This window comes from Mucilaginibacter sp. BGA-UO-ETr-C110, assembly GCF_059567985.1.
The window spans coordinates 970,931-983,670 of record NZ_JCAQPB010000002.1 but is presented as its reverse complement, the minus strand read 5'-3'; the positions used below and the strand labels follow the sequence as shown (position 1 = coordinate 983,670).

Annotated in this window: 14 protein-coding genes; 6 read left to right on the top strand and 8 right to left on the bottom strand. The window is 42.2% G+C overall.

Annotated elements, in window-relative coordinates:
- Positions 1-6 precede the first annotated feature (6 nt).
- Together AC57BQ_RS05520 and ribD are read right to left on the bottom strand one after the other, a co-directional pair.
- The gene (locus tag AC57BQ_RS05520; protein ID WP_496405314.1) at positions 7-888 is read right to left on the bottom strand and encodes an EamA family transporter; all 882 of its coding nucleotides are present in this window, start codon (positions 886-888) and stop codon (positions 7-9) included.
- Complete coding sequence (gene ribD / locus AC57BQ_RS05515) at positions 888-1,943, bottom strand: bifunctional diaminohydroxyphosphoribosylaminopyrimidine deaminase/5-amino-6-(5-phosphoribosylamino)uracil reductase RibD (protein ID WP_496405313.1); 1,056 nt, start codon at positions 1,941-1,943, stop codon at positions 888-890. The genes AC57BQ_RS05520 and ribD overlap by 1 nt, the downstream gene beginning before the upstream one ends.
- 33 nt (positions 1,944-1,976) lie before the next feature.
- Between ribD and prmC the strand changes: the two genes are divergently transcribed.
- A complete protein-coding gene (prmC, locus tag AC57BQ_RS05510; RefSeq protein ID WP_496405312.1) occupies positions 1,977-2,855 on the top strand; it encodes a peptide chain release factor N(5)-glutamine methyltransferase in 879 nt (292 codons plus the stop codon).
- A 54-nt stretch (positions 2,856-2,909) separates the two neighbouring features.
- On the opposite strand, the gene AC57BQ_RS05505 is transcribed toward prmC, so the two are convergent.
- Together AC57BQ_RS05505 and xerD are read right to left on the bottom strand one after the other, a co-directional pair.
- Entirely contained in the window at positions 2,910-3,248 is a 339-nt protein-coding gene (locus tag AC57BQ_RS05505; protein ID WP_090471927.1) for a hypothetical protein, read from the bottom strand.
- A gap of 150 nt (positions 3,249-3,398) precedes the next feature.
- Complete coding sequence (xerD, locus tag AC57BQ_RS05500; protein ID WP_496405311.1) at positions 3,399-4,298, bottom strand: site-specific tyrosine recombinase XerD; 900 nt, start codon at positions 4,296-4,298, stop codon at positions 3,399-3,401.
- Between the two features lie 41 nt (positions 4,299-4,339).
- Here xerD and aroQ point away from each other — a divergent pair, with 41 nt between their 5' ends.
- Both aroQ and AC57BQ_RS05490 read left to right on the top strand, forming a co-directional pair.
- The gene (aroQ, locus tag AC57BQ_RS05495; RefSeq protein ID WP_090472347.1) at positions 4,340-4,759 is read left to right on the top strand and encodes a type II 3-dehydroquinate dehydratase; all 420 of its coding nucleotides are present in this window, start codon (positions 4,340-4,342) and stop codon (positions 4,757-4,759) included.
- Positions 4,760-4,920: 161 nt separating this feature from the next.
- Positions 4,921-7,491, top strand: coding sequence for a mechanosensitive ion channel family protein (locus tag AC57BQ_RS05490; protein ID WP_496405310.1), 2,571 nt, complete (start codon positions 4,921-4,923; stop codon positions 7,489-7,491).
- Here AC57BQ_RS05490 and AC57BQ_RS05485 read toward each other — a convergent pair.
- Both AC57BQ_RS05485 and AC57BQ_RS05480 read right to left on the bottom strand, forming a co-directional pair.
- Entirely contained in the window at positions 7,460-8,545 is a 1,086-nt protein-coding gene (locus tag AC57BQ_RS05485; protein WP_496405309.1) for a glycosyltransferase family 2 protein, read from the bottom strand. The two genes, AC57BQ_RS05490 and AC57BQ_RS05485, sit on opposite strands and share 32 nt — an antisense overlap.
- The gene (locus AC57BQ_RS05480; RefSeq protein ID WP_496405308.1) at positions 8,542-9,426 is read right to left on the bottom strand and encodes a lysophospholipid acyltransferase family protein; all 885 of its coding nucleotides are present in this window, start codon (positions 9,424-9,426) and stop codon (positions 8,542-8,544) included. The genes AC57BQ_RS05485 and AC57BQ_RS05480 overlap by 4 nt, the downstream gene beginning before the upstream one ends.
- A gap of 14 nt (positions 9,427-9,440) precedes the next feature.
- Between AC57BQ_RS05480 and AC57BQ_RS05475 the strand changes: the two genes are divergently transcribed.
- On the top strand, positions 9,441-10,082 hold the full coding sequence (locus AC57BQ_RS05475) for a WbqC family protein (protein WP_496405307.1): 642 nt from the start codon (positions 9,441-9,443) through the stop codon (positions 10,080-10,082).
- Positions 10,083-11,207, top strand: coding sequence for a magnesium/cobalt transporter CorA (corA, locus tag AC57BQ_RS05470; protein WP_496405306.1), 1,125 nt, complete (start codon positions 10,083-10,085; stop codon positions 11,205-11,207).
- Positions 11,208-11,319: 112 nt separating this feature from the next.
- On the opposite strand, the gene msrA is transcribed toward corA, so the two are convergent.
- Both msrA and AC57BQ_RS05460 read right to left on the bottom strand, forming a co-directional pair.
- Positions 11,320-11,967 (bottom strand): peptide-methionine (S)-S-oxide reductase MsrA, encoded by a 648-nt coding sequence (gene msrA, locus AC57BQ_RS05465; protein WP_496405305.1) that lies wholly within the window; start codon positions 11,965-11,967, stop codon positions 11,320-11,322.
- A gap of 81 nt (positions 11,968-12,048) precedes the next feature.
- Positions 12,049-12,330: a DUF3820 family protein gene (locus AC57BQ_RS05460; protein ID WP_496405304.1), complete on the bottom strand. Its 282-nt coding sequence runs from the start codon at positions 12,328-12,330 to the stop codon at positions 12,049-12,051.
- A gap of 125 nt (positions 12,331-12,455) precedes the next feature.
- On the opposite strand from AC57BQ_RS05460, the gene AC57BQ_RS05455 reads away from it, so the two are divergent.
- Positions 12,456-12,689, top strand: a complete 234-nt coding sequence (locus AC57BQ_RS05455) for a hypothetical protein (RefSeq protein WP_496405303.1) — start codon at positions 12,456-12,458, stop codon at positions 12,687-12,689.
- Positions 12,690-12,740 lie beyond the last annotated feature (51 nt).

Here is a 12,740-nt window from a genome sequence, read left to right as displayed (position 1 = left end):
AACACGTTATAGATGAAGAAAACCCAGTGTCTGTGGGAAATAAATGATCACAATGGCCAGCACCGCAACTACAATACCTATTTTGTTCAGCGTGCTGAGTTTTTCTTTAAATATGAATATCCCGATAAAAGTGCCTACTATAATTACGCCAATGTTCATAGATGAGAATACGGCCGAGGGGCTATTGGCCAAAGCCTGGTGAGCCTTTAAGTAAAACAGGATGTTACCAAAGTTAGCTACACCCAGTATCCACCCAATAAGGATATGCGGCCAGGAAAATTTCGTTTTTTTGGTAGCCACCTGGTAAATCAATCCGATCATGGATAACACAAAGGCTAGTATAAAGATCACAAAAATGGCCGAGGTGAATGGCACTTTATTAACCTTGGTTATTTGTTTTAGAAGCACATCAATAATTCCAAAGCCTAAAAAAACAATCAGTAAATAAATCCAGGAGATTTTGGCAGCCTTATCGCGTGAGGATTTTTGCCAGGGTATAGAGCATATGATGGCAATAAAAGCCAATACAATACCGATGATCTTCACAGTATCCTTAGCCTCATTGAATATAAAAAACGCCGCGAAAATGGGGATAAATAACGACAGCCGCTGAGCCACATCCGTACGTACAATACCGGCCAACCTTACGGAAGAGGCCATAATAACAAACAACGAGGGAAATAAAATACCGAGCGCTATGTAATTATAAATTGGCGCATCCTCAAAACTGATGATGAATTGTGGCTTAAAAAATATCCAGGTAAGCAATATAGCCATAGAGTAGTTCCAGGTGATAGCCTGAAATACATCTATGTGGTAGCGTTTGGCCAGTTTCAATAGCACAGAAACTACAACGCTGCAGCAAATACTTAAAAAAACGTAGAGCATTATATAATTGGTTGATTATATACTATCTGCAGGCGGTCATCGCCCGATGATAATTCTTCTGCAATTATACCTGTTATTTGCGGGGCTTTTATACCCTTTTTTAAAACAGTTTTCCCGGTGAATACACGGGCCTCGTCCCAGAGACCTGCTTCTATAAAATTGTCTAGCGTGCGGGCACCACCTTCAATAATAACCGACTGGATATCCTGTAGATATAATTGGTATAAAATATACTGGGGTACATAACGGTCAAAATCTTCCAGGGCTATATATTTATTTTTACCGTCGGTATCAAATTTAACCTCATTGAATATGAATGTTTCAGCAGATTGATCAAATACATTCAAGCTTTTATCTAATTCCAGCCTTCTGTCGATCACTACCCGCTTGGGCGATTTCCCCTCCCAGGAACGCACATTAAGCCTTGGATTATCAATCGCGACTGTATTTTTACCCACCAGTATGGCGTCCTCTTCGCTGCGCCATTTGTGCACCAGCCTGCGCGATTGTTCTCCGGTGATCCAAAGCTGGCTGTTATCGTCAGGTGCGAAAAAACCATCGTTGGTTTGCGCCCATTTTAATATAATGTATGGCCGATGCTTTTGTATCCGTGTAAAGAACCGGCGATTAAGCCATTGGCATTCTTTTTCGAGCACACCAGTTATTACCTCAATTCCGGCAGCTTTTAATTTGGCTATACCCTTGCCATCAACCTGTTCAAATGTATCGCGGCAGCCCACTACCACCAATGGGATCTGGTGTTTAATGATCAGATCGGCACATGGCGGGGTTTTACCGTAATGCGCACAAGGCTCCAATGAAACATATATAATAGATTGTTTTAACAATTCCTCGGCATTATCATACCGGGAGCTTACCTGGGCAATGGCATTCACTTCGGCATGGGCCTGTCCATACTTTTGGTGATAGCCCTCGCCTATTATTTTATCATCATGAACTACAACCGCCCCAACCATTGGGTTCGGGCTTACCTGCCCTGCCCCCAGTTGAGCAAGCTCCAGGCAGCGTTGCATATATTTTTCATGTTTTAGCATGCTGCAAAAGTAGCTTTTATGTTACTTTGTTGCATGATTACGATAAAGGATGTTTTTGAAGATTACAAACAGCTGAACAATATTTACGATAGTACGGAGACAGAAGCTCTTACTTTATTGGTCATCAGCGAAATATGCAAGCTATCAAAGGCATCCATCAAAGCCTTCCCGGAGCGGGAATTAAGCACAGAACAAAGTGAAGAGCTAAAAGCCATACTAACCCGGCTGCAAACCGGTGAACCCGTGCAGTACATTTTAGGGGAGACAGAGTTTTATGGTTTGCCATTTAAGGTAAATCCATCGGTGCTTATTCCCCGTCCGGAGACAGAGGAGCTGGTGGAGTGGATCCTATCTGTTTGTGGCGGACATTTTGCAGAAAACAGCAAACAATTTGAAGAGGCTATACTTGATATTGGTACGGGGAGCGGTTGTATCGCTATCAGCCTTAAAAAAAACCTGCCCAATGCACAGGTTTCGGCCGTAGATATCTCTGAACCGGCATTACAAACCGCTAAGGTTAACGCAGCATTAAATAAAGTTGAAATTAATTTTATCCACAGTGACATTTTAGACTGGGAGGCTCAAACTGCCCAATTCAAAATGTATAATTTAATAGTCAGTAATCCGCCATATGTGACACTTTACGACAAGCAACAAATGCATACCAACGTAACGGATCATGAGCCGCACAATGCTTTATTTGTACCGGAGGATGACCCCTTGTTATTTTATAATACCATTGCCGATTTTGCCCTGCTTAAATTGCCTGCAAAAGGCTTATTATTCTTTGAGATCAATGAAAATTACGGTAATCAAACCGTGGAAATGCTCCAAAAAAAGGGATTTACCGACATCATTTTAAAGCAGGATATGAGCGGCCGCGACAGAATGATAAAAGCCGCGACAAGGTGAGTTGCCGCGGCTTACAGAACAGACTTATACACAGCTGTTCAGTTTTAAGGTCAGTTAATTATAGTTAATCTGTTGTATCATTTTATAATGCCCATACCGGCTAAGATCGCTGTTAACAGCAACTTTAAGCTTAAACTTATTTATTTCAAATATCAGTTTCTTTTTAACCGATGGTAATTCGTCGTTCATTAAAATGCTAAGTTCATTTTCGGCTTCCAGGATAGTAGTCACCGAAGACTGGAACACCTGATCGTTCATACAGTATAATTGTTCAACCACGCCATCATATCGTTCTAAAAGCACCTGAAGCACGTAAGCATTAATTTTCGAATAGTTGCCCAAGCCGTCAAACAACTCTTTTAGCTCATTTAATTCTTCTATATAATCTAACATGTTATTAATCTTTAATTAACTATAACAAGCCAAATGCCGAAACCTTCTTAAGCTCAATGTAGTAGGTGTTAATTAAATTTCGTAGCGCAACCTGGGCAAATCCCACCACAATCGGGGAATTAACATACCGCCAGGAGTAATTTGGCCAGATTAACTGCGCGGATGGAACTGACTGATAGTACTTTTCAGATATTCTCGGTCGAGGTGAGTATATATTTCGGTAGTGGTTATACTTTCATGTCCGAGCATTTCCTGTACTGCCCGCAGATCGGCCCCTCCTTCTACCAGGTGAGTAGCAAAAGAGTGCCTGAAAGTATGCGGGCTAATAGCCTTATTCAACCCGATACGCACGGCCAGTTCTTTGATCAGCAGAAAAATATAAACCCGGCTTAAGCGGGTACCCCGCCGGTTCAGGAAAACAATATCCTCCTCGCCTTTTTTAATAGCCGTGTGTACCCGTACATGCTCTATCCATATTTTAAGTGCCCTGATGGCTTCGGCACCAATGGGAACCAGGCGTTCTTTGCTGCCTTTGCCGGTCACTTTTATAAATTCAATATCCAGATACAGGTTTGATAGTTTGAGCTCCGTCAATTCAGACACGCGCAGACCGCTGCCATATAGTGTTTCCAATATTGCCTTATTCCGGACACCTTCGGGCTTTGATAGATCAATAGCAGCTATTAGCCTGTTGATGTCCTGATAGCTCAGGGTATCGGGTAGTTTACGCTGTATCCGGGGCGACTCCAGTAATTCCGAGGGGTCGGTTTTGATGATGTCCTCCATCAGCAGGTATTTGTAAAAAGCCTTGATACCCGATAGTATCCTGGCTTGCGAAGATGGGATCATACCCAGTTCATTTACCCAGGCAATAAACAGCCGCAGATCGGTCAATCTGATGGTTTCTGGTTTCAATTGGGTTTGCTGTGCATCGGCAAACTGGAATAGCTTTTCTATATCACGGCTGTACGACTCGATAGAATTATCGGCAAGCGATTTTTCTAACTTCAAATAGGCCTGAAAGCCTTTTATTGCCGAACGCCACTCCAATTTATTACTTTTTTTAAATGATTTATTTTAAGTTTGAACTAATGAATATACAAATTATAAACGGCCCTAATTTAAACCTGCTTGGCGTACGCGAAAAGTCAATTTATGGTGATACCAGTTTTGAAACCTATCTTGATACCTTGCGCAAGCGCTATGCAAACATCACCATTAATTATTACCAAAGTAATGTTGAGGGCGAAATTATAAACAAACTACACGAAATTGGGTTTTCGTATGACGGAATTGTACTGAATGCCGGCGCGTATACCCATACTTCCATCGCAATTGCTGATGCCATTGCGGCTATCAACACACCGGTTATTGAAGTGCACATTTCCAATGTTCATAAACGCGAGGAATTCAGGCACCAATCAATGCTGGCAGCCAGCTGCAGGGGGGTAATTGCAGGTTTTGGTATGGACTCGTACCGCCTGGCCATTGAAAACCTGGTGAATGGGTAAATAATAGAGGCAAGAGCTAAGAATCAGGAACCAAGAGAGAAAAATTGTGTATTATATCTATTAATTGAACCAAACCGGGGGTATTGACTCTTGGATCTTGATTCTTTACTCCTGATTCTTGTATCTTTATTAAAACGCTTTTTAAAATAAAGTGTTTAACCATGGCGTTTAGCGTATTTATCCCGATGCATAAATTATATAGAATTACCGCATATTGCTTATTGCTTGTCACCCTTTTTTCTGGTGCGGATGTATTGGCACAAACCAAAAAGAAAAAATCACGCTCGGTAAGAGATTCGCTCCGCGCGGCTATCCTCTCTCGCGATTCCATGATGCGGGCGCTGAAACGGTCTGATACATCAACTAATAACTTATTGGAAAAAGTGGAGTACTATACTTCGGCTTTTAACCAGATCAAATCCAATCTTTCCAAAAGGGTCGACACTGTTGATATCAGCGCGCAACTGCCCAGATATGAAAAGAGCGTAGGCACCATCAAGTCATTGATTGATAATGATAAATCGAGCACATTGCGTTATTTGTATACAATACGTGATGTTTTAACCCGCCTGGGCGACAAATTGGATGGATGGCAGGATCAGCTTGCTGATATCAACTCCAAAATGATCCAGAATCAAACCGACCTGAACGCCATATCCAAAGACAGCGTTTTGAAAATCCTGCCGGCTGATAGCTCGCTCGCCACTACTTTCCTGATCCAAAAAATAGCTATCGACAGTAAATACCATCGCCTGGATACGGTTAATAAAAAACTGATGGTAAAGATCGGGCTGCTGCAAAATCGTACCTCATCTGTATATATATCGATACTTGACCTTAAAGATCAGATAGACCAGAAAATAAGAGACTTTGGCGAAAGGGCATTATCGGCCGAGTACAGCAACATCTGGAGCATGAAAGCCAGTGAAGGCAGTGACTTTAAGGAGGCGCTTTCTAAAACCGCCACCATGAATTCCAAGCTTTTCAGCTTTTTTATCGGCCGCGATATATTAACGCATCTTGCCGGATTATTGGTTTTATTGGGCTTTTTCTTCTGGGTTTATTCCAGCCGCAAAAAAATACTAAAAACCAATGATGCCCCTGAAGGTGTTTTTAACCAGGCTAATTATGTGACCAGGTACCTTGTAACATCCTCAGTTATTATTGCATTTACCCTGATCCCCAATTTTTATGATCACCCGCCAGTGGTAGTATTGGAAACCTTTTTTATAATCCTGATAGCGGCTATACTATACATATCTAAAAAAACCTGTCCAAAACCCTTATTCAATTATTTGCTGCTGCTTTTTATCATTACCAATTTTTACTGCATCAGCAATTTATTTATACAGGTGACCAATGCCGATAGGGTTGCGGTACTGATACTTGGTCTGGCTACTATCTTTATCAGCATCAGGCTTTTACCCGCAGTACGCAAGTCGCCCGAAGATTTCTTACCCCATACCAGCATCGTATTAAAATTTTTTATTGCCCTTGAAATTGCTTCAGTTTTATGTAATGTTTTTGGTCGCTTTAGCCTGGCCAAAATAATTGGGGTAACGGCCGTGCATAATCTATGGCTGGCCATGGCTATGTACTATATTGTACAAATGCTTATGGAGGCTTTGTTTTTACAACTGGAAGCCAGCAAGAACAGCAATAATTTCAGTTCCTACATTGACTTTCAGTTACTCAAAAACAAGTTCAGAAGTGTGCTTACAGTTTTAGCCAGCCTGTTGTGGCTGGTGATGCTTACTCAAAACCTGAGCGTTGAAGATACTGTATTTGATCATATCGAAGCATTTTTAACCACCAACCGCAGCATTGGCGGTACCAATACGGTTTTCACCTTCCAAAGTGTCATCATATTTATAGCGGTCATCTGGTTATCATCCATTACCTCCAAGATCATCAGTTACCTGTATGATGTATCTGCCAAGCACAAGCATGATATGGATGTGCTGAAAAAGAAAAATCGTACCTCTACCCTGCTCATCCGCATCGGGGTTATTGCTGTAGGCTTTTTCCTGGCGGTTGCCGCATCAGGAGTGCCTATTGATAAAATAACCATCATTATCAGCGCCTTTGGTATCGGTATTGGTTTTGGTTTGCAGAATATAGTGAACAACCTGGTTTCGGGACTGATACTAGCCTTTGAAAAACCGATACAGGTAGGCGATATTATTGAGGTGGACAGCCGTTCGGGCACGATACTGGATATTGGTATACGGGCAAGTAAAATAGCCACCGCCGACGGCGCCGAAGTGATCATACCCAACGGCGACCTGATATCGCACCATGTAATTAACTGGACGCTGAGTAACAACAATCGCCGGGTGGAGCTTATTATTGGCGTGGCTTATGGTGCAGATATTGAAAAAGTCAAAGGCTTGCTAAAAGACGTACTGAATGCCCATAACGACATTATGCAAGTACCGGAGCCGTCGGTGCTGTTGCATAACCTGAGTGCGAGTTCGGTTGATTTCAGGGTGCTTTTTTGGGCTGCCGATATCAATACCTGGGTTGGGCTTAAAAGCCAGATACTGGCCGACATTTATGACATATTGAATAAGGAAGGTATAGAACTCCCTCAGCAGGATGTACATTTGATTTGGCCACCGGAAAGCCTGGTTATAAGTACCCCGGACAAAGAAAAACCCACGAAACCAAAGGAGATAAAAGAAACTAACTCAGGCGATGCTAAACCAAATCAATCTGATCAAGATCAGTAAACCTGGTTTTCTTTTTAACAAAAAACGCCCATACAATACTGCTTTTGTACATACCTTTTAAATTATGAACAGTACGTTTTGATTTATGGGTTTTAGGCGATAGCTTGTTTTCGCCGTTGCTCAGGTCTTTTACGCCATATCCGGAAACATGTATCCCGAAAATCCCCAGGACAAAATTCTGATGAGCACGACTCACGGCCCAGGCATCTTTACGTTTGCCTTCGGCCAGGAAGCGGAATATGGCCAGCAGATCCATACAAAAGCGTATGCTGATCACAAACAAGGCTCTCCAAAAAGGCAGGTTCTTTTTCAACAGCAGCAGATTGTTCCTGAAATTAAGATAGGTTTTGAACGGATTTTCCGCATTAAGCGTACCGCCGCCAACATGATAGATGGTTGATTGCGCACAGTACATCACCTTATATCCCATATTTTTTAATCTCCAGCATAGGTCAATCTCCTCCATGTGGGCAAAAAAGTGTTCATCAAAACCACCCGCTTCGTCCCAATATTTCTTTTTGATGAATAAGGACGCACCAGATGCCCAGAATACCTCACCCGATTGTTCATATTGCCCCAGATCATGCTCTACCTCGTAAAACATGCGGCCACGGCAAAACGGATAACCAAAGCTATCTATAAAGCCTCCGGCTGCACCGGCATGTTCAAACTGGTCTTTTTGTGCAAAGGATAGCAGCTTAGGCGCTGCGGCAGCAATCAGATCATCGCTCTCCATTAAACTGATCACCGGCTCTATCCAGCCTGGTGTTACTTCCACATCTGAATTGAGCAGGATGTAGTAATCTGCGTCCACCTGGTTCAGCACCCGGTTATATCCGCCGGTAAAACCGTAATTCTTATCGTTTTGAATGATCCTGATAGCCGGGTAGTTTTCTTTTATAAAAGCAATGGAATCATCGGTGGAGGCATTATCCCCTATCACAATCTCCAAACCGGGCCAGGTTGAGGCTAACACGGATGGAAGAAATTGTTTAAGGTATTTAACGCCGTTCCAGTTTAATATAACTACAGCAACTTTGGGTGTGTTGATCATTTATGTTTTTCCTCCGGCTTAAACTTCCACCTTCGGTGCGACCATAGCCAATATTGCGGTTCCCGCCTGATCATACCTTCCAGGTACTGTACATGAGCATCGGTTATTTCGTGCTCGGCAGTTTGTTTGGGATTTTCAGTTAAAGGAACCAATGTATAAGTATAATAACCTCTTTTTACGCGTTTCATATCGTAAAATACCACGGCGGCATCAATAGCCTTTGATATTTTTTCGATGCCCAAAAATACGGCAGTAGGTTGATTTAAAAAATTAGTAAAGTAATTTACTTCGTGCATTACCGGGGTTTGATCGCCTACCAGTACACTTACGGTTAGCTCGTTCCGGTATTCAACCATTTTGCGCATGGTTTGCTTCATAGCCACCGGCTGCCCGCCAAAGCGCGAACGCACCTGTATAAAAAACTCATCGAACGTAGCGTTTGACAGTGATTTATACACGATCATGAACCTTTTATCAGTTACAAAATTAAAATTGAGTGCAGCCATCTCCCAGTTGCAATAATGGCCTGCCACGGCTATAATGCTTTTCCCTTTCGCAAAATACTCATGCACCAGCTCCGAATTGGTAGCCACTACCCTTTTCTGTATCTGTTTTTCTGATACGGTGATCATTTTAATGGTTTCCACGATCAGATCGGCCAGGTAGCGGTAGTATTTAAATTCGATATCGTGACGTTCTTTTGCTGTTTTTTCGGGGAAGGAATTGGCCAGATTTTGTTGTACCACATCCCGGCGGTAACGCACAAGGTAATAGATAACAACAAACAATATATCGGATATAATGTACAAAAACCAAAAGGGAAGCAGCGATATAAGGTATAAAAAAAATATACCTAACCTCAAAAACCCTTTTTTTATCATTATTTTAACCAATTTTGAACACAAACATAAAATATATGATTGAAAAAGGTGCTGTGTTCCCTATGTTTTATCTTCCGCCGGTAGAATATTTTGCAAAGTTAAACACTTATAAACCTGATATTCTGATAGAAAGAGAAGAACATTTCCCGAAACAAACTTATCGTAACCGGGCCAATATTTACTCGCCCGATGGTATGTTGACCCTGACCGTTCCGGTTATAAAAGGTTCAAAAAACCATACCCTGATCAAAGATGTTAAGATCAGCTACGATTTTGAATGGCAACGCCTGCATTGGCAAGGCCTGGCGGCCTGTTATCGCCGGTCGGCTTATTTTGAATACTATGAGGACGACTTCGCCGCGTTTTACCAAAAACAAAAGCAGGTGCCTTATCTTTTTGATTATAATCAGGAGCTTTTGCAGCTACTGTTGAAGCTCACTAAAATAAAGGCCGACATCACATACACCGACGAATATCATCGGGAATATCCAGCATCGGTTGTCGATCTGAGAACCGCAATCCATCCAAAAAAAGAAACGGAACTGGAACAAAAACCCTATTTTCAGGTTTTTGAAGATCGTAAGGGTTTTCTGAAAAATTTGAGCATTGTTGATCTGTTATTTAACCAGGGACCACAAAGTATTAATTATTTGTAAATGGACAGCAGGATAAAACGTGTACGCTATAAAGTACAAAGGCACCAGGGGAATGTTGGCGACCGCCCGGGAACAATAATAATACCTGATGATGCGCTAAAACCGCATATCGCCATGTTTTCCTATAACGAGACAGAGCTGGTTACTTCCGAAGGGAAAGACATCAAAGTAATTTTAAATCAGTTTAAAAAATGCGATAACCATACCCATTGGATAAAGGTTAACGGGCTTGGTGATCCGGCTTTGATTGAGGAGATAGGCACATACCTGAACATCAATCCGCTGGTGCTGGAAGATATTGCCAATACCCACCAGCGCCCCAAGTTTGATGAATACGATACTTATGCCTTTTGCACCAGCCGAATGGTTAGATTTAACAAAGAGGACGAGCTGGTGAACAACCAGTTTTCGGCCATTTTGAAAGATAACCTGATCATCAGCTTTGAAGAAGACTACGAAGAATATTTTGAAGCGGTAAAGGCACGTCTTAAGGCGGGCAAGGGCGCTATACGTACAGCGGGACCCAGCTATATGTGCTATGCTCTTGTTGACACCATCATTGATAACTACTTTATGCTACTGGCACTGATAGGCGACAAACTTGATGCCATCGAAGACAAGGTTTATAGCAGTGCCGATAAAAGCATCATGTTCAATTCGCAGCAGATCAAACGTACCCTGATCATTATACGCAGGGCAAGCTGGCCCGAGCGGGATAAGATCAATGATATGATCCGCTCGGAAAGCCCTCTGATCACATCTGAGGTCAAATTGTTCCTGCGCGATGCCTATGACCATTGCATACAGGCTATGGACCTGATTGAAAACTATAAAGAGGTAACATCCAGCATTATCGACTTGTACCTGTCTATGGTAAGTAACCGGATGAATGAGATCATGAAAGTGCTCACTATTATCTCGGTTATATTTATCCCCCTTACTTTTATTGCCGGCATTTACGGAATGAACTTTGCCCGCCAGGACGATAAAGGTCATATTATACCTGATAATATGCCCGAACTTTACTGGCAGCACGGCTATGTTTACGCCATTGTGCTCATGTTCGCGATAGCTATTTTCCAGGTATTTGTGTTCTGGAAAAAGGGTTGGTTTAATAAGTTGTAGAGCCCATCCATTTTATATAACGCGTCATTGCGAGGTACGAAGCAATCTCTATGCTATACAGGGCGACTCTGCTAATCGGGGATTGCTTCGTGCCTCGCAATGACGCGCGGATTTAATTCTTAAACTCCGGCTTTAATTCCGCAGCCATGGCTTTTCTGAATTTCATTACTTTGGGCTCCGATACCCCCATGATATAAGGCTGATTAGGGTGGCTTCGGTAATAACCCTGATGGTAAGTTTCTGCGGGGTAAAAAGCATTATAAGGTACCACCTGTGTTACTATCGGGTTGTTATAATGTTTGGATTCATTTACCTTTTTGATGGTAACCAGCAGAATGTTCTTTTCCTCAGGGCTGCGGTAAAAAGCAATGGAACGGTAGTCGGTTCCTTCATCAGGGCCCTGGCGGTTTAATGTGGTAGGATCATGAGCAAAGAAGAAAGCTTCGGCCAATTGACCATAGCTGATCACTTTAGGGTCGTAAAATACATCCACAGTTTCGGCATGATTGGTACTTTGTGAGCTTACTTCCTCGTAGGTAGGGTTCTTCGTATTTCCCCCGGCATAACCAGAGATAACCTTATTTACCCCTTTTAACTCCGACATAGCCTCGCTCATACTCCAAAAACATCCACCACCGAAAGTGGCTACGGCCTCGCCGGCTTTAGGTTTGGGTAAAGTGGCAAATTTATTAGACGATTGTCCATCGGCACAGCCAACGAACAGAAAAGCTCCAACGATATATAAGATCAACTTTTTCATATGATAATGATTTTATCTGTTTAGTCGTATATACGTGTGGAACCTTTCAACCGGATGGTCATCAATAAGCAATAAATCCGGTTACCTGTATCCGCCCTCCTGCCTGAGCGACTTTTTCACCATCAACAGAATTTCACTTAGTCCATTGGTTTTGATCTCGAATGTGGTGGAGAGCAGCATCCCCATCTTGTCCTTGGTAAAACCCTTGCCGGCCATCCATTCCAGATAATTTGAAGGCAGGTCGGCTATAATGGTTCCTTTATACTTGCCATAAGGCATCCGGGTTTGTACTATATCAATTAATATTTTGGGATCTGGTTGTAAATTTTGCACGGCATAAAGGTAGTAATCATTCTGAACCATGATTAACAGGATTTAAGGATTTCTTGATTCTATGATTATCGGGGTAATCCTTTAATCTTGGTTTAGAAATCCTTCTTCAGCAAACACAAACGCACAAAACAGTGTTAGTTAATAAAATACACACCATGGAACAATTTGAAACAACACTCGCAGGTACCGACAGTACAATTGACGGTATAGCGCAGGGAATTACATATCCTAATTTCAGTAACGCCTACGAATTTAAATCAACTGATGGGACACTGCACCTCATTATAGCTAAAGATGCCGACGGCGAGTGGATTAGGCTAACGGGGACAGAACCATTCCTATCCAGCTGGATAGACGAACTTGCAGAGCAGGTTGAAAGTAAACTTTAATCAAAAAAGCCCCGGTATTATACACCGGGGCTTTTTTGATAGATCGTGTTA

What these genes read in the sequence shown, in the direction of transcription:
- AC57BQ_RS05520 (WP_496405314.1), bottom strand. Translation starts at nt 888, where the DNA reads ATGCTCTACGTTTTTTTAAGTATTTGCTGCAGCGTTGTAGTTTCTGTG.
- AC57BQ_RS05485 (WP_496405309.1), bottom strand. Translation starts at nt 8,545, where the DNA reads ATGATCAACACACCCAAAGTTGCTGTAGTTATATTAAACTGGAACGGC.
- msrA (WP_496405305.1), bottom strand. Translation starts at nt 11,967, where the DNA reads ATGAAAAAGTTGATCTTATATATCGTTGGAGCTTTTCTGTTCGTTGGC.
- aroQ (WP_090472347.1), top strand. Translation starts at nt 4,340, where the DNA reads ATGAATATACAAATTATAAACGGCCCTAATTTAAACCTGCTTGGCGTA.
- AC57BQ_RS05480 (WP_496405308.1), bottom strand. Translation starts at nt 9,426, where the DNA reads ATGATAAAAAAAGGGTTTTTGAGGTTAGGTATATTTTTTTTATACCTT.
- prmC (WP_496405312.1), top strand. Translation starts at nt 1,977, where the DNA reads ATGATTACGATAAAGGATGTTTTTGAAGATTACAAACAGCTGAACAAT.
- corA (WP_496405306.1), top strand. Translation starts at nt 10,083, where the DNA reads ATGGACAGCAGGATAAAACGTGTACGCTATAAAGTACAAAGGCACCAG.
- AC57BQ_RS05455 (WP_496405303.1), top strand. Translation starts at nt 12,456, where the DNA reads ATGGAACAATTTGAAACAACACTCGCAGGTACCGACAGTACAATTGAC.
- AC57BQ_RS05505 (WP_090471927.1), bottom strand. Translation starts at nt 3,248, where the DNA reads ATGTTAGATTATATAGAAGAATTAAATGAGCTAAAAGAGTTGTTTGAC.
- ribD (WP_496405313.1), bottom strand. Translation starts at nt 1,943, where the DNA reads ATGCTAAAACATGAAAAATATATGCAACGCTGCCTGGAGCTTGCTCAA.
- AC57BQ_RS05490 (WP_496405310.1), top strand. Translation starts at nt 4,921, where the DNA reads ATGGCGTTTAGCGTATTTATCCCGATGCATAAATTATATAGAATTACC.
- AC57BQ_RS05460 (WP_496405304.1), bottom strand. Translation starts at nt 12,330, where the DNA reads ATGGTTCAGAATGATTACTACCTTTATGCCGTGCAAAATTTACAACCA.